The 15,342-nt window shown below is 47.7% G+C and carries 15 protein-coding genes and 1 riboswitch; of the genes, 4 read left to right on the top strand and 11 right to left on the bottom strand.

Annotation, left to right across the window (positions count from 1 at the left end; translation table 11 throughout):
- The first annotated feature begins 201 nt into the window (after positions 1-201).
- Positions 202-281: riboswitch (S-adenosyl-L-homocysteine riboswitch) on the top strand.
- Between the two features lie 19 nt (positions 282-300).
- From metK to metF, 3 genes are all read left to right on the top strand, one after another.
- On the top strand, positions 301-1,455 hold the full coding sequence (metK, locus tag LEUMU_RS0101795) for a methionine adenosyltransferase (protein WP_022950569.1): 1,155 nt from the start codon (positions 301-303) through the stop codon (positions 1,453-1,455).
- 110 nt (positions 1,456-1,565) lie between these two features.
- A complete protein-coding gene (gene ahcY / locus LEUMU_RS0101790; RefSeq protein ID WP_022950568.1) occupies positions 1,566-2,978 on the top strand; it encodes an adenosylhomocysteinase in 1,413 nt (470 codons plus the stop codon).
- A 136-nt stretch (positions 2,979-3,114) separates the two neighbouring features.
- Positions 3,115-3,966, top strand: coding sequence for a methylenetetrahydrofolate reductase [NAD(P)H] (gene metF / locus LEUMU_RS24150; RefSeq protein WP_022950567.1), 852 nt, complete (start codon positions 3,115-3,117; stop codon positions 3,964-3,966).
- Between the two features lie 89 nt (positions 3,967-4,055).
- On the opposite strand, the gene LEUMU_RS24145 is transcribed toward metF, so the two are convergent.
- The 11 genes from LEUMU_RS24145 to ccmA all read right to left on the bottom strand — a co-directional run bounded on the left by LEUMU_RS24145 (position 4,056) and on the right by ccmA (position 14,514).
- A complete protein-coding gene (locus LEUMU_RS24145; RefSeq protein WP_169446337.1) occupies positions 4,056-5,156 on the bottom strand; it encodes an acyltransferase family protein in 1,101 nt (366 codons plus the stop codon).
- Between the two features lie 161 nt (positions 5,157-5,317).
- On the bottom strand, positions 5,318-7,477 hold the full coding sequence (locus LEUMU_RS27650; protein WP_022950565.1) for a mechanosensitive ion channel domain-containing protein: 2,160 nt from the start codon (positions 7,475-7,477) through the stop codon (positions 5,318-5,320).
- 20 nt (positions 7,478-7,497) lie between these two features.
- Positions 7,498-8,829: a c-type cytochrome biogenesis protein CcmI gene (gene ccmI / locus LEUMU_RS0101770; RefSeq protein ID WP_022950564.1), complete on the bottom strand. Its 1,332-nt coding sequence runs from the start codon at positions 8,827-8,829 to the stop codon at positions 7,498-7,500.
- A 9-nt stretch (positions 8,830-8,838) separates the two neighbouring features.
- Complete coding sequence (locus LEUMU_RS0101765; protein WP_022950563.1) at positions 8,839-9,309, bottom strand: cytochrome c-type biogenesis protein; 471 nt, start codon at positions 9,307-9,309, stop codon at positions 8,839-8,841.
- Complete coding sequence (locus tag LEUMU_RS0101760; protein ID WP_022950562.1) at positions 9,309-9,845, bottom strand: DsbE family thiol:disulfide interchange protein; 537 nt, start codon at positions 9,843-9,845, stop codon at positions 9,309-9,311. Before LEUMU_RS0101760 ends, LEUMU_RS0101765 begins: the two co-directional genes overlap by 1 nt.
- Entirely contained in the window at positions 9,842-11,833 is a 1,992-nt protein-coding gene (locus tag LEUMU_RS24140) for a heme lyase CcmF/NrfE family subunit (RefSeq protein WP_022950561.1), read from the bottom strand. The genes LEUMU_RS0101760 and LEUMU_RS24140 overlap by 4 nt, the downstream gene beginning before the upstream one ends.
- Positions 11,833-12,294, bottom strand: a complete 462-nt coding sequence (gene ccmE, locus LEUMU_RS0101750; protein ID WP_022950560.1) for a cytochrome c maturation protein CcmE — start codon at positions 12,292-12,294, stop codon at positions 11,833-11,835. The genes LEUMU_RS24140 and ccmE overlap by 1 nt, the downstream gene beginning before the upstream one ends.
- Complete coding sequence (gene ccmD / locus LEUMU_RS0101745; protein ID WP_022950559.1) at positions 12,291-12,473, bottom strand: heme exporter protein CcmD; 183 nt, start codon at positions 12,471-12,473, stop codon at positions 12,291-12,293. The genes ccmE and ccmD overlap by 4 nt, the downstream gene beginning before the upstream one ends.
- A complete protein-coding gene (ccsA, locus tag LEUMU_RS0101740; RefSeq protein ID WP_022950558.1) occupies positions 12,470-13,210 on the bottom strand; it encodes a cytochrome c biogenesis protein CcsA in 741 nt (246 codons plus the stop codon). Before ccsA ends, ccmD begins: the two co-directional genes overlap by 4 nt.
- Positions 13,211-13,223: 13 nt before the next feature.
- Complete coding sequence (gene ccmB / locus LEUMU_RS0101735) at positions 13,224-13,895, bottom strand: heme exporter protein CcmB (RefSeq protein WP_022950557.1); 672 nt, start codon at positions 13,893-13,895, stop codon at positions 13,224-13,226.
- Positions 13,888-14,514 carry a cytochrome c biogenesis heme-transporting ATPase CcmA gene (gene ccmA / locus LEUMU_RS0101730; RefSeq protein WP_022950556.1) on the bottom strand — a complete coding sequence of 209 codons (627 nt, stop codon included), beginning with the start codon at positions 14,512-14,514 and terminating at the stop codon, positions 13,888-13,890. The genes ccmB and ccmA overlap by 8 nt, the downstream gene beginning before the upstream one ends.
- A 180-nt stretch (positions 14,515-14,694) precedes the next feature.
- Here ccmA and LEUMU_RS0101725 point away from each other — a divergent pair, with 180 nt between their 5' ends.
- The gene (locus tag LEUMU_RS0101725; protein WP_022950555.1) at positions 14,695-15,342 is read left to right on the top strand and encodes a Cj0371 family chemotaxis-regulating polar lipoprotein; all 648 of its coding nucleotides are present in this window, start codon (positions 14,695-14,697) and stop codon (positions 15,340-15,342) included.

The raw sequence follows: 15,342 nt of genomic DNA, 5'->3' as shown, positions 1-15,342 counted from the left end.
CTTTGAGGTTTGTCGAAATATTGACGAAAAAGTTCATTTTTTGAACCCAGTCATAAGTTGAGATTATAGTACAAAAAGTTTAATTTTGCTGACAATCATGACCGACCAAGATGAGCGGCTATAAAAACCGACCCAAAATAGTGATTTTTTAATTCAAGTTCTATATGATACCCGCTCTATTTTAGAATTGCACTACACATAGCCCCTGAGGAGCGTTGCGACCAACTACTGTTGGCTAGGCTCAGTCGGTTATCCAAACATTACAACGGCGCTCAGTCATAATCTTAAGGAGATTTTTTTATGGCTGGGAACCACTTATTTACTTCTGAGTCTGTATCAGCAGGCCATCCGGACAAAATGGCAGATCAGATCTCTGATGCTGTACTTGATGCCATTCTTACCCAAGATAAAGATGCTCGCGTTGCATGCGAGACCTTAGTTAAAACCGGAATGGTTGTACTGGCTGGAGAAGTCACGACTTCTGCTTACGTGGATATCGAAACGATTGTCCGCGAAGTTGTTACTAACATCGGTTATAACACCTCTGAAGTTGGCTTCGATGGCAACACCTGCGCCGTTATTAATGCTATCGGTCAGCAGTCTCCCGACATCGCCATGGGTGTCGATCGCGAAGATAAAGAATCACAAGGCGCTGGTGACCAGGGTCTGATGTTCGGTTACGCCAGTAACGAAACCGAAGTCTTGATGCCTGCCCCCCTGACTTATGCCCACCTTCTAGTAAAGCGCCAGGCTGAGCTGATGAAGTCTGGTGTACTGCCTTGGCTGCGTCCTGACGCTAAAAGCCAAGTAACCTTCCGTTATGAGGGTGATAAGCCTGTTGCTATTGATGCTGTAGTATTATCAACCCAGCACAATCCGGGCATCAGCTTGTCGGATCTTCGTGAAGCAGTGATGGAAGAAATCATCAAGCCGGTACTACCAGCTGAATGGTTAACCCAAAAAACCAGTTACCACATCAACCCAACTGGCCAATTCATTATTGGTGGACCTGTTGGTGACTGTGGTCTGACTGGACGTAAAATCATTGTTGATACATACGGTGGAATGGCACGTCACGGTGGCGGAGCATTCTCCGGAAAAGATCCTTCAAAAGTTGACCGTTCAGCTGCATATGCTGGCCGTTACGTTGCCAAAAACATCGTGGCAGCAGGCTTAGCGGAGCGCTGCGAGATTCAAGTGTCTTACGCCATTGGTGTTGCAGAGCCAACGTCTATCTCTATTGAGACATTTGGCACGGGCAAGATTGCTGATGAGAAGATCGAAATGCTGGTACGTGAGCACTTCGATCTACGCCCTTACGGTATTGTGACTATGCTTGACCTGATTCAGCCTATCTACCGCCAAACAGCCACTTATGGTCACTTTGGTCGTTCGGATATCGATCTGCCTTGGGAAAAGACAGACCGCGCTGAAGCATTAAAAGCAGCACTTTAAATTTAGCTTTATCAATCGCCCTCAAGTAGCGTTGCACCCCTATTCGGGCCAGGCTTGAAGGTGATTGTTCATAAATCCAACCACGCTATTTTACGATTGGACAATGTATTATGAATGCACAAGTAGAACAGAATTTTACCGATTATTTAGTGGCCGACATGAGTCAGGCTTCTTTTGGTCGTAAAGAAATCAATATCGCTGAAACTGAAATGCCAGGCTTGGTATCACTGCGTACTAAGTATGCTGACCAGCCACTTAAAGGCGCTCGCATTGCAGGCTCTCTGCACATGACGATTCAGACAGCCGTTTTGATCGAAACTCTGGTTGCGCTAGGCGCTGAAGTTCGCTGGGCTTCATGCAATATCTTCTCTACACAGGATCACGCAGCGGCGGCTATCGCTGCAGCTGGCATTCCTGTATTCGCTTTCAAAGGCGAGTCATTAGAAGAGTACTGGGACTACTGTCACCGTATCTTCGATTGGCATGATGGTGGCACACCAAACATGATCCTTGATGATGGTGGTGATGCAACAGGCCTGATCGAGCTAGGTACTAAAGCAGAGAAAGATCTTTCTGTTCTGGATAACCCAGGCAGCGAAGAAGAGATCATTATGTACGCTTCAATTCGTGAGAAATTGAAGACTGATCCAACGTGGTACTCACGTATTCGTGTAAATATCAAAGGTGTTACCGAAGAGACAACGACTGGTGTACATCGTCTATACAAGATGGCTGAAGCAGGCGAACTGACTTTCCCAGCAATCAACGTAAATGACTCTGTAACCAAGTCTAAGTTCGATAACCTGTACGGCTGCCGCGAGTCACTGGTTGACTCTATCAAGCGTGCAACTGATGTAATGATTGCAGGTAAGATCGCAGTTGTTGCTGGTTACGGTGACGTAGGTAAAGGTTCTGCTCAGTCTCTACGTGGTTTAGGCGCAACTGTATGGGTAACTGAAGTTGACCCAATCTGTGCACTACAAGCAGCGATGGAAGGCTACCGCGTTGTAACAATGGATGACGTTGCTTCTCAAGCTGACATCTTTGTTTCTGCGACGGGTAACTACCACATCATCACTCATGATCATATGGCTCAGATGAAGGATCAGGCGATCGTTTGTAACATCGGTCACTTCGATAACGAAATCGACGTTGCTGGTCTGGAAAAGTACGAGTGGGAAAACATCAAGCCACAGGTTGATCACATTATCTTCCCTGACGGCAAGCGTATTATCCTGCTGGCACAAGGCCGTTTGGTTAACTTGGGTTGCGGTACAGGTCATCCTAGCTTTGTAATGTCTAACTCATTCACGAACCAAACTCTGGCTCAGATTGAGTTGTTTGCGCACGCTGAAAACTACGAGAACAAAGTTTACATGCTACCAAAGCACCTGGACGAAGAAGTTGCTCGTCTTCACCTTGAGCGTGTTGGTGCTAAGCTGACAACTCTGACTCAGTATCAAGCTGACTACATTAGTGTGCCAGTTGAAGGCCCATTCAAAGTAGATCACTACCGCTACTAAGCACAACTTAGCAACACTGTTGTGATAATGACCCTGTCCTGATCATTTCGGGGCAGGGTCTTTTTAACCCTTCTGTGAGCGCCCTGCTCTTCATTATTACTCTTTCGCCCACAGATGCATGAATGAGTAGCAAATCATGACTAAACACGTCAGTTTTGAGTTTTTCCCCGCTAAGACCGATCAAGGTAAAGCCAATATTCTCTCCGCCAGTGAAGCCCTAGCCACACTGAAGCCGGAATTTTTCTCCGTCACTTTTGGCGCCGGCGGCTCTGATCAACAAACCACGTTTGATACCGTACTAGGTGTTCAACAAGCCTCTGGTATTCCAACTGCTTCCCACCTAACCTGCGTTGGTTCCAGTCGTGAACGTATTGGAACGATTCTGGATAACTATAAAGCGAATAATATTACTCGCTTAGTTGCTCTACGTGGTGACTTGCCGATGGGTATGGAAGACCCAGGCGAATTCCATTATGCCAATGAACTGGTAGAGTTCATCCGTGAGCACAGTGGTGACTATTTTCACATTGAAGTAGCGGCTTATCCTGAAAAGCATCCGCAGTCGATTGACCACAAGCAAGATCTTGATAACTTTGTTAAAAAAGTTAAAGCCGGTGCTGATAGCGCCATTACTCAGTATTTTTATAATCCAGATGGCTATAGCTACTTTGTGGATGAATGTGCGAAGGCTGGCGTGGATATTCCCATTATCCCAGGCATTATGCCAATCGGTAACTTTGAAAGCTTGTCGCGCTTCTCAGATGCCTGTGGCGCTGAGATTCCGCGCTGGTTACGAATACGCTTAGAAACTTATGAGAATGATCCTGAATCACTGCGAGCATTTGCGGATGACTACATCACACAGATGTGTATGACACTGATGGAACGTGGCGCGCCGGGATTACATTTCTACAGCATGAATAAAGTCGAGCCGAATATGCAGATATGCAAAGCGGTGATGGGAAGCTTCCCTCAAGACTTCACCTGACTCGATAAACTTGTCACCGTGAGTGACGATTTTAGTAGAAGCCCTTATCTTCTGAAATATCAGGATCTAAGGGCTTTTTCATATCTGCATTAAGGCAGCTGTGAAGCCGTAGCCTTTTTATTTTCCAGAGTAATTTGCACTCTCTCCCACAAGCCTTTCAGCACATTATTCATCCAACGGCCCAGTGGTTGCTCAATCAACTTATGAATCAACCAAGCCGCCAGCATCATCACCAATACAAGCCCGACTAGCAGCACATAGCGGTTAACAACATCCCCAAACTGATGGTAAATAATAAAACCAATATTTTGATGAATTAAGTACAAGGGATAGGTCAGCACGCCCAGCTTCACCAACTTCTCAGAACTTAAATGCTGCGTTTTACCAAATGCGATCAGTAAAAATACAATATAAAAACCGGCAATCATGATACTGGTTACATAGGGCGAAAAGTCACTGTGATACATCGCCTCTAAAGCACCAAGCTGCTGCAAGTTGCCCAATATCGCCAGCATAAAGCTCGCCCACAACATCAGACCTCGAAACACGTTCAGCCCTTTTTGACGAATCAGGTAAAACAAAGCACCTGCGATAAAGTAAGCAGACCATTCGGTAAGGAATATAAAGGTAACAATCTTTGGCATTGCTAGCACAAAGGAAGCAGCCGTAATCGCCAACCAAAGGGCCAGAAACCATTCAATCCGCTGAATTTGTCCGATGATAAGTAAAACAAAAATCAACGCATAAAACTTCAATTCAACCAATAAGGTCCAGTACACCCCATCGACCATTTCCACCCCGGCAAAACCGCTGATCATGCTGAGATTGAGTAGATATTGGATTAGATCAACCTGAAATAAAGCCCCACCCTTCCACGCAATCACCAATGCCGTAAGCGATACACAGACCCAAAATGCGGGATACAGCCGTGTAATTCTTGAAATCACAAAGTGCGCAGCACCACGTTTGGTCGCCGTCATTAAAATAACAAAGCCACTGATAATAAAGAATAGCTGCACACCATAGGAGCCATACTTGAAGTAATCGCCGATGATCGGGTATTCAACCGGACTGTAGCCACCTTCAGCAAAACCACGGAAAGTATAGTGATAGAGCACAACAGCCAACGCTGCTAAAAAGCGTAGCAAGTCAATTTCGTAAAAACGGTCTTTTCGGTCAGTTACAGGCATCGCAGCGATCATCCGATATCAGTTATTTTTTAGTATCATCGTATCGGTTTATTATGCCGCGCAGGCGTGACTTGTAAGGCAATTAAACGTGCTTACGGTATCAGACACCTGATTAGCGAGGTTTATGGAAAATCTAACGACTAGCGACTGACCAGACACGCCTAGCTCGATGGGCTAGTAAACCTGGGCTCTGATTTTGCCTCACCATCATAGAAAACATGAATATCGCGCTGAGGGAATGGAATTTCAAAATTATGCTCGCGCAACACATCATCGATCACCCAGTTATAGGCTGCTTTCACCCTACCCGGGCGCTTCGACCAACCCGGCTTAATCCAAACCACTAAATCAAAATTCAGCGCATTATCACCAAAACTGGAAAGTCGTAATTGCGGATGATGCTTATCAATAATATTCAGTGTGTAAGGTTGCTTTAATACTGCTTCGAAAATGACCTCACGCAGCAGATCCTTGTCACAACCATAAGCCACAGTGAAAGGTAATTTGATCCGTAAATTACCATCAGTCATCGTCCAGTTGGTCACACTGTTATTAACGAAAATCGAGTTCGGCACAATGATATCGATATTGTTATTAGTCGTGATAACCGTACTTCGGATATTAATTTCCCGTACCTCACCCACCGTACCATCATCCATCTCAATATAGTCTCCAACCTTCATGCTTCGCTCGAACAGCAAAATAATCCCCGAGACGAAATTGTTGATAATGTTCTGCAAGCCAAAACCAATACCAATACTGAGCGCACTGGCCACCAGCGCCAACTTAGTGACATCAATCCCTAAACTGGAAAAGCCCACTAGCAGCGCAATCCCTAAGAAGAATACACTCACGATGCGGCTCAAGGTCGCAATGGATGAGGGCTGCATCCCTTTCGAGGAATGCTGAGTAACTTTCAACACGGCATGCCGGAATAAACGCGTCAGCATCCAACCGACAAACATAATCAGCAGAAAATTAAGCAAACCAAAAGAGTTAACCGGCGTGCCATTGATACTAAACAGCGACACTTCCATCCACGCGCGAAACTGCTGCCAGCTCTGCCGAATCGTGTCATCCGCCTTTTCCACCAGCACTTCGGCACCACGAGCTGTAGAAGACAATTTGCTATTCACAATCTCAACCAACAGCGTCAAATCAACACTGTATTGAGATAGCTCATCTAAGGCTTGCTTGGCTTCAGCAACATAATCTGTAAACTCTGCGGGCTGATTAATATCGGCATTAACGCCATTCTTCTCATCAACATTTTTAATAGAATCCAATAACTCAGACTCTTCATCTAAGCGCTTTAAACTGCTATTAACCCACTCTTGATTAGACTCCAGCAGAGCTTCAGCAGCCTGCAGACGTTGCCGTGCCGCATCTCGCTCCTCATCACCTATCGTATTATCCAGTGCGACAATATCCAGCACCAGTTGACTGGCCAAGCTTCTTGCTTCTGCCAGCCGTAACTTTGCTTCCTGCAATAATATCTGCCGGCCAATCAATAGAATTTGATTGCGGGATTGATCCGACCCAGAAGATAAACTGAGTTGCTTAGCCTTAAGCTGCTGAATTTTTTCTTGATAATCGATGATAAGTTGCTGCTGAGCATCAATATTTTTACGCGACTCAAACAGTGAACGAGGTTGCACTACCAGCCGTTGAATTTGCTCTTTCTCAGAAGCCAGTAATTGCTCTAAGTAAGCTTGCTGATTCTTAATTTGCTGACTAAGCACGCTATTATTTAAGCTTAGCAATGCCTGATTCAGTTGTTTCTGAATCCAATCCAGCCCTTCCTGCAAACTATTTTCAGAGGCTTTCTGCGGCCGCTGATAGACCACCGCAATCGCAACAACCGCTGCCTTTTGCTGTTTCAAATCTCCATTTTGCTGCTCAAGGCTGGACTCCATTAGCTGCAACTCAGAGGCCGCTTTGCGCCGCTCACTGACATGTTGTTGCACTTCTTCTAAAGTGTATTGCGCCTTGTCCGCAGGCAATGATATCGAGCTAATCGGGAGCTGCGTCCCACGTTTTTGATAATACTGATCAAACAGAGACTGAATGTGCTCAGCCTGTTTCTGCGCCTCAGGGGGCTGGGTGATTTGTGCTAACTGAACTTTAGCATCAGCAATGTTTTGCTGAAGCTCCCGTAGTTCGACTTTGCTGAAAGCATTCCACCAGGATAATTCCAGCCGCATCGGCCATGGGACTTGTAGGGACTCTGTGGTTTCATTTTCCGCCAGAGCGGGATTGAGCAATAACCCGAATAAACAGGCAATCAGTAAAAAGCTAAACGCACATCTGATTAAGCTCAATCCCTTCCCTCATAGGCAAATTATTTTTTCAATACGCTATCAATGCTCAATGTTACCGTATCGCCGTGAGCCACCTTTTCTTGCTCCGTGTACAAGTCGCCATCTTGACCAACTGCATTACCAGACTTAGAAATCCGGGCACCGACAATCAAGGTATCAAATGCTGATAGCTTAAATTGCGGCATCATAGCCATACTATCATCCAATATGACCGTCGTTGGCAAGTCTTTAACTTGGAGGCGCTTAGCCGCTAATGGCATTGGTGGACCGGTTTGCGCTTTAGCATAGATAAACACACTATCTTCAGGAGACACCTGCTCAAGCATTGCATCGCTCAGGCTCACGCTTAAGTTGACTTGTGCACCAGAAGCCGCTGCATCCTTAGCAACTACTTTTGCTTCGCCTTCAGCACTATCCGCTTTAACAGCAGGTGCCGCAGCGCTTGACTCAGCCGCATCACCAGATTTATCAACTGCTGAATCTGCCACAGCGGTATCACCGCTTAGCTTCGCCTTAACCCGATTAATCAGAATATCCAGCTGCTCTTGCTCTTGTGGAATATCCTCCAGCAATGGGCGCAAAACAGTCCAGCGATCAAAGGCTTCCTGATATTTTTCCTGCTGCTCCAACGCCATACCCGACAACCACAACGCAGTTGTATTTTCCGGAGCCGCAACCAGTGCCTCATTAATCAAAGCCTCAGGACGCCCTGCCATCTGTCCACCCTGCTGCATCGACAAGGCATCTGCCAACATCAACATAACATCCGGCTCGCCAGGTTGTAGCTTATTCAGATTATCATAGGCTTCAACGGCGCCATCAAACTGCTGCATCATCATGTAAGAGCGACCCAACATATACCAACCTTCAGCATTTGCAGGGCTCTTGCGTAATTTGTCATGCAAGCTCGCCACCAGCTTTTCAACATCCGGCGTACCATCCGCTTTCAGTGGGATTTCAGCCGGTGGATTATTTCTGGCCTCTTCAATCATCTGTGGAGCTTGCGGCGCGCCTAAGTACAGATAAAGCGCCAAAGCCGCCATCGGTACAAACAACAGCACAAAACCAGCACTCACTCGTGAGGTAGTACTGGTCTTGTTACGAACGTGTTCTGCCTCGCCATCCACATCCAAATGTAGCGCTTGCTCTAACTCGGAGCGGCGTGCATGATACTCATCACTTTCCACTTCCGCACGCTCAAAACTGCTTTCCAACTCCGCCATTTGCTCACGCACAATCTGAATATTCTGCTCACGACGGTTGTCGGTAGTCTCATCCTGAGTACGAAATAAAGGCATTACTAAAATGGCCACTGCGATCAGCAGCAAGCCTGCAATAAAAAACCAAAGCATGGTATTCCCCTAGTTATCCTTATTTAACAGGTCGCGAACGGCACTGCGTTGGAAGTCACTTAAAGACTCCCCAGATTGTTTTGGCTGACGACGCACCCAACGGGTCACAAAAAACAACGTCAGCAAAAGAAACACCACCGGCCCTACCCAGAGCAGCAGGGTCTTTAACTTAAAGGCAGGACGATACAGCACAAAATCACCATAGCGCGCCACCATATAATCAACGACTTCGCTCCGGCTTTTACCCGCTTCGACCATCTCATACACCTGAGCACGCAGATCTTTCGCCAGATCCGCATCAGAGCCTGCCAAATTTTGATTTTGACAAACCAGACAGCGCAGCTCCTCGGTCAGCTTGTTATAAGTCGCTTCATGCTCAGGGCTTTCAAAGGTCAACATGGCATCGCCACTTTCAGCCCAACTAGGCGACACCAGCGAAGTACCAAGACACATCAGCAATACTAGACAAAAACGGCGCATCAGCTTTTTTCCTCACGCAGCTTCAGAATCAACGGCAATAAATCATCACGCACCGTTTCATCAAATACCGGACCAATCACCTTGTGACGAATAATCCCTTTTTTATCCACCACAAAAGTCTCTGGCACGCCGTATACACCCAAGTCGATACCCACCTTACCGGCATAATCAACCGCAATGTGCTGATAAGGATTACCCAGCGCTTTCAGCCAGTCTTTGGCATCCTGCGGTTCATCTTTGTAGTTAAGCCCTAACACTGGAATTTTCTCAGTGCGGATAAACTTACTCAGCACCTCATGCTCCGCACGACAAGCCACACACCATGAAGCAAACACATTCATCACCCAGACCTGACCTTTCAGGTCTTCCGGAGAAATGGTTTCGCCGTCTTTCATCAGCTCAGGCAGCTCAAACTCAGGTACCGCCTTACCAATAAACGGGGATGGCACTTCTCGCGGCTTTAAGCCCAAACCAATTGCCAGAAACGCCACCAGTACCACAAATAGAATTAGTGGAATAAGTGCTGTCTTTTTCATGCGGTTACCTCGTTTCCATCAGCTGCAACAGGCTTAGTTTTATCAGACTCTTTGGTGACAACAGGCTCGTCAACCCGTCTGCGCACTAAGCGGTAACGGCGATCGAATGCAGCCAGTAGACCACCTAGCCCCATCAATGCTGCCCCCATCCAGATCCAGTTCACCAATGGCTTATGGTACAAACGCACACTCCAGTCGCTCTCGCCTAATGGCTCACCCAGCGCAATGAACAGATCACGGAAGAATCCACTTTCGATACCCGCTTCAGTCATCGGCATAGTACCTGGGCCGTAGTTACGCTTTTCAGGGTGTAAGGTGGTGATCACTTTGCCATCTTTACTGACAACCACTTCGCCACGCTGTGCTACATAGTTCGCAACTTGTACCTGCTTAACACCGTTAAACAAGAAACTATAACCACTCATTTCATAGGCTTGGCCTTGCTGTAAACGCACGTCTTTTTCACTGCTGTACATGGAAGTCACGGCAATACCAGCAACGGTAACAGCCATACCAATATGAGCAACAGCCGCTCCCCAAGTCGCTAATGGCAATTTAAACGGTGAACGACCCTGCTCTTTAACCCACAGGATTGCAGCCAAACTCACCCACGATGCGAGGAATAATCCCAGCGCCGCTTTGAAGCTAAACTCTTCCAAAAATAGAATCGGAACTAAGAAGGCGATAATCAGTGCCAGCAGTAAAATCCAGCGCACTTTGGCAAACACACGCTCGACTTTGTCTTTCTTCCAACGCAGGAACAAACCAAAGCCCATGGCACTAAATAACACCACGCCCAATGGCAGCGATAAGGTATTAAAGTACGGAGGCCCCACCGAGATCTTACCCATACCCAAAGCATCGATGATCAATGGATATAAAGTACCCAGCAATACGGTAGCCGTCATTGCAATCAAGGCAATGTTATTAACCAATAAGCCCATTTCACGAGAGATCACTTCGAAGGTACCGGTTGAACGCAACTTTGGCGCACGCAAGGCGTAAAGCAGCAAAGAGGAACCAACCACCAACACTAAGAAGATCAGAATAAATAAGCCACGCTCAGGGTCGCTGGCAAAGGCATGTACAGATGTCAGTACACCGGAACGAACCAAGAAGGTTCCCAGCAAACTTAAAGAGAAAGCAAAGATCGCCAACAAGACTGTCCACGACTTAAACGCTGCGCGCTTCTCAGTGACTGCCAGTGAGTGAATCAACGCCGTACCGACTAACCAAGGCATCAACGACGCGTTTTCAACTGGGTCCCAGAACCACCAGCCGCCCCAGCCAAGCTCGTAATACGCCCACCAGCTACCCAGTGCGATACCGATCGTTAGAAATACCCAAGCCACATTGGTCCAAGGGCGAGCCCAACGCGCCCAAGCCGCATCCAGCTTACCGCCTAACATCGCGGCAATGGCGAAAGCAAATGCTACCGAGAAGCCCACATAGCCCATGTATAACATTGGCGGGTGAATCGCTAAGCCCGGATCTTGCAGCAATGGATTCAGTGTGCGACCTTCTGCCGGAATCGGGAATAAGCGCTCAAATGGGTTTGAAGTCAGCAACATAAACAGCATGAAACCAACGCCAATCATACCCATCACCGCCAGTACGCGTGCCAGCATAACGGCTGAAATGCCTTTGCTGTACACCGCAACCAGCGCGCCCCACACTGCCAAGGTCAATGCCCATAGCAACAAGGAACCTTCGTGTGCACCCCAGACTGCCGAGATTTTGTAAATCGTTGGCATTAATGTGTTGGAGTTACTCGCCACATATAAAACAGAAAAGTCGCTAACTAAGAATGAAGTCGTTAGGCAAGCAAAGGAAACTGCCAAAAACAAGACTTGGGCTTTCGCCGCCGGCTTTGCCATGGCAACCCATTGTGCATTACCCGTTGCCGCGCCAATCATAGGGAACACCGATTGCACTAGCGAAATAACTAACGCCAGTACCAGTGCAAAATGACCAATTTCAGGAATCATTAGTAGGCTCCAGCCTCAGTTTTTTTAGGCGCTGGCGCATGCTCTTGAGCCAACACGTCCGCCACTTCCGGTGGCATGTATTCTGCATCGTGCTTTGCCAGCACTTCTTCAGCGATGAATTGCTTATCCGGCGTTAAACGCCCCTTTACCACAGCGCTCTGTTCTTCCTTAAATAAGTCCGGCAGGATTTTGTCGTAATTCACCGTGATTTCATTGCCGCGGTTATCCGCCAGAATAAAGCTCAGCTCCAAGCTGGTATCACTGCGCTTCAAGCTGTCTTTTTTCACCAATCCACCTAAGCGAATCACCCGATCCGTCGGTGCTTTACCGGCCAACACCGCTTCCGGCGCATATAAATAAGCTAAGTTACTTTTCATGGCTTGGGTGATCATCGCCGAGGCGGCACCGACCGCACACAGTCCAATGATGATAAATACAATCCGTTTATGTCGTGCTTTCATGATGGTAAATCCTTATTGGAACGAGCAGCTTGACGTCTAATTTGGCCACGAATGCGCTTGGTAAGGCTGATGCGCTGAAAACGAAGCATGAGTGGCTCCAAAATCATTAGCGCAAACACCATGCCCATTGAGCACCAGATATAAAAGCCATAGCCGCCCATGGCAAAAAATTCTTTCATTTGAAGGCCTCTAGTCGTGCAACCCAGCTGGTATGGCTTTCACGCTGTAAAATAATATTGCGTACGCGCATCAATATCGTAGCAAAACAGTACATCCAAAAGCCGAAGGTCGTGACTAACATCGCAATCAGAATATTGGGCTCTATCCGTTTTAACGAGGACTCCTGATGTAGAGATGCACATTCATTCGGATCAGGGCAGTTAATTGAATAATAGATCACCGGCACAATCGCTAAACCTACAATTGCCAGTACTGCCGAAGCCCGGTCTGAGCGTCGCGTATCTTCAATGGCTGACTGTAATGCGATATAGCCAATATAGAGAAATAACAATATCAACTGTGTAGTCATCCGAGGGTCCCAGTCCCACCAGGTTCCCCAGCTGGTTTGTCCCCAGAATGCGCCAGTCCATAGCGATAAGGCCGTCATTACTGCGCCAGTAACCGCGGTTGCAGAGGCCATCATGTAGGACATTCGCGTATTGAATATCAAACCAAGCACCGCCCAAGCGACCATGACCACGTATAGCCACATCGCCATCCAAGCAGAGGCTACGTGCACATAGATAATTCTATAATATTGCTTCTGATCACTCAGCACGTCTGGCGTCTGGAAAAAGCCCCAGTACAAACCACCCAACGTAAAAACGATCGCTGCCCCCATAAACCATGGAATCAGCTTACCCGCTAAGGGGTAAAACGCTGCAGGAGATGAATATTTAAACCAATTAATTGCCATGGTACCTAATAACCTATTCCACCGAAATTCGCAGTGCTGCCGCCGTAGCCCACGGTGCAAACACGAGTGCCAACATTAAAAATGCCGACAACAATAAATAATAAGGCTGTAGCGGTGTGCCCGCTTGCATACTTGCTGCAACAGCGCCGGAACCATAAACCAACACTGGTATATATAAGGGTAGTACGAGTAACGAAATAAGCACGCCACCGCCTCGTAAGCCTAAGGTCAGGGCCGCACCAATCGCGCCAATCATGCTCAACACTGGCGTACCTAACAGCAACACCAGCATTAAGGTACCAATACTCGACGCCGGCAGATGGTATTGCAGTCCAGCCAGCGGTGCAATCAGCACCAATGGAAGGCCGGTTAATAGCCAATGCGCCAGCACTTTAGCAAATACCAACACGCCTAGTGGCTGGGGTGTCAGCAGCATTTGTTCCAGCGTGCCATCTTCATAGTCATTAGCAAACATACGCTCCAGCGCCAGAGTCGATGCCAGTAAGGCCGCCACCCAAACCACACCGGGTGCCATCTTGCGTAACATGTCCGCCTCAAAGCCCACGCCCAGCGGAAACAGGCTTACCACGATAATAAAGAAGAACAGTACCGTGAAAATATCCGTGCGGCGTCGCAGTGCCAGCGTGATATCACGGTTTAATACGGTGAAAAATGACTTAAGCATAACGATCCAATGACAGCCGTTGCATTTGCTCTTCAGGCAAGGGTACTGCCTGATGCGTGGTGAGGATGACCATTCCACCGTCCTGTACTTGCTGGACAATAATTGACTGCAATAATTCCACGGCCACAACGTCTAACGCCACAAACGGCTCATCCAGAACCCACAACGGCGCATCGCTAATTAACAAACGACTCAGTGCCACTCTACGCTTTTGACCCTGAGATAGCTTGCGCACCGGTACATCTTCGTAGCCAGCGAGTCCCATTTTGGCCAAGGCGACTTCAAGTTGCGACTCAGACACCGTTTGTCCAGCCAAACGGCTCAACACCGTCAGGTTTTCGATAGGATTCAAATCCAGCTTTAAAGCGTTCTGGTGACCAAGGTAGAATAATTGCCGGTAAAACTCATCGGGTATTTGCCGGATAGGCTGCTTTTGCCACAAAATATCGCCGTGGTCAGCCAGAAATAAGCCGCACAAAGTCCGCAATAAGGTGGTCTTGCCGCTGCCATTACGCCCTTCCAGCCAGATCAGCTGACCGGGTTGCAGCTCGAAAGATAAGCCCTGAAATAAGCACAGGTCTCCACGGCTGCATTGCAACTCTTGGACAGATAAGCTCACGTTGGCACTCTGTGGGTTTAGGAAAGGCGGGATTATATAAGAAGCGGCTGATGAATGAAACGTAAGCCGCAAAGCTGAATATTACATATTGGTCAAGACTATACATATTGGCCCCTTGAATTTGCTATGGTAGAGGCCATATTGCATAAATAACTCTAAGTTAAATTAACGGAACTTCTTATGAGACATATCAAAAAAGCCGCATCTTATTCTATGGCTGGCAGCTTAGGCCTGCTAGTAGTTGCTAACCTTCAGGGCTGCGGTGCCGACGCTCCACCACCACCGGCTGCACAAGCGCCACAACAGCAGCAAGACCTCGGCCAGCTTGAGCAAGACCTGCAAAGCCAGAATTACTTCTTAGTTATCTCACAGATTAGCGCTAATCCGGATAAGTATGAGTTAGCCGAGCGCTATCCGACTGAAGGCGCTACACGTGCCGTACTCAAGACTCTGGATGGCAAAGAGACCGTTCTTAGCAATGAAGAGCTAACCGCTCTGGCTAAAGCAGAAGCTGACAAAGTGGATGCTGGTACGTCTGAACTGACTAAAGAAGCCTCAGCCAGCTCCGGTGGCGGACTTGGACTGGGTGAAATGATCCTAGCCAGTGCGGCAGGCTCGCTGATCGGCGGCATGATCGCTAATAAACTGGCGAACAATGCAAACGCTAAAGCTCGGACTGCGGCCAGTACTCGTCCTGCAGCTTCAGTATCCAGCGCACAAAACCGCGCCAGAAGCGCACCAACAGCGTCTACTAAGCCAAAATCTGGTTTCACTGGCGGTCAAAACAGAACCCCATCCAGTTCATCTACTCGCTCATTCGGAGGTTAA

This window comes from Leucothrix mucor DSM 2157 (genome assembly GCF_000419525.1).
GTDB lineage: Bacteria > Pseudomonadota > Gammaproteobacteria > Thiotrichales > Thiotrichaceae > Leucothrix > Leucothrix mucor.
This window is presented reverse-complemented; position numbering and strand designations above follow the sequence as displayed.

What these genes read in the sequence shown, in the direction of transcription:
- metK (WP_022950569.1), top strand. Translation starts at nt 301, where the DNA reads ATGGCTGGGAACCACTTATTTACTTCTGAGTCTGTATCAGCAGGCCAT.
- ahcY (WP_022950568.1), top strand. Translation starts at nt 1,566, where the DNA reads ATGAATGCACAAGTAGAACAGAATTTTACCGATTATTTAGTGGCCGAC.
- metF (WP_022950567.1), top strand. Translation starts at nt 3,115, where the DNA reads ATGACTAAACACGTCAGTTTTGAGTTTTTCCCCGCTAAGACCGATCAA.
- LEUMU_RS24145 (WP_169446337.1), bottom strand. Translation starts at nt 5,156, where the DNA reads ATGCCTGTAACTGACCGAAAAGACCGTTTTTACGAAATTGACTTGCTA.
- ccmI (WP_022950564.1), bottom strand. Translation starts at nt 8,829, where the DNA reads ATGCTTTGGTTTTTTATTGCAGGCTTGCTGCTGATCGCAGTGGCCATT.
- LEUMU_RS0101765 (WP_022950563.1), bottom strand. Translation starts at nt 9,309, where the DNA reads ATGCGCCGTTTTTGTCTAGTATTGCTGATGTGTCTTGGTACTTCGCTG.
- LEUMU_RS0101760 (WP_022950562.1), bottom strand. Translation starts at nt 9,845, where the DNA reads ATGAAAAAGACAGCACTTATTCCACTAATTCTATTTGTGGTACTGGTG.
- LEUMU_RS24140 (WP_022950561.1), bottom strand. Translation starts at nt 11,833, where the DNA reads ATGATTCCTGAAATTGGTCATTTTGCACTGGTACTGGCGTTAGTTATT.
- ccmE (WP_022950560.1), bottom strand. Translation starts at nt 12,294, where the DNA reads ATGAAAGCACGACATAAACGGATTGTATTTATCATCATTGGACTGTGT.
- ccmD (WP_022950559.1), bottom strand. Translation starts at nt 12,473, where the DNA reads ATGAAAGAATTTTTTGCCATGGGCGGCTATGGCTTTTATATCTGGTGC.
- ccsA (WP_022950558.1), bottom strand. Translation starts at nt 13,210, where the DNA reads ATGGCAATTAATTGGTTTAAATATTCATCTCCTGCAGCGTTTTACCCC.
- ccmB (WP_022950557.1), bottom strand. Translation starts at nt 13,895, where the DNA reads ATGCTTAAGTCATTTTTCACCGTATTAAACCGTGATATCACGCTGGCA.
- LEUMU_RS0101725 (WP_022950555.1), top strand. Translation starts at nt 14,695, where the DNA reads ATGAGACATATCAAAAAAGCCGCATCTTATTCTATGGCTGGCAGCTTA.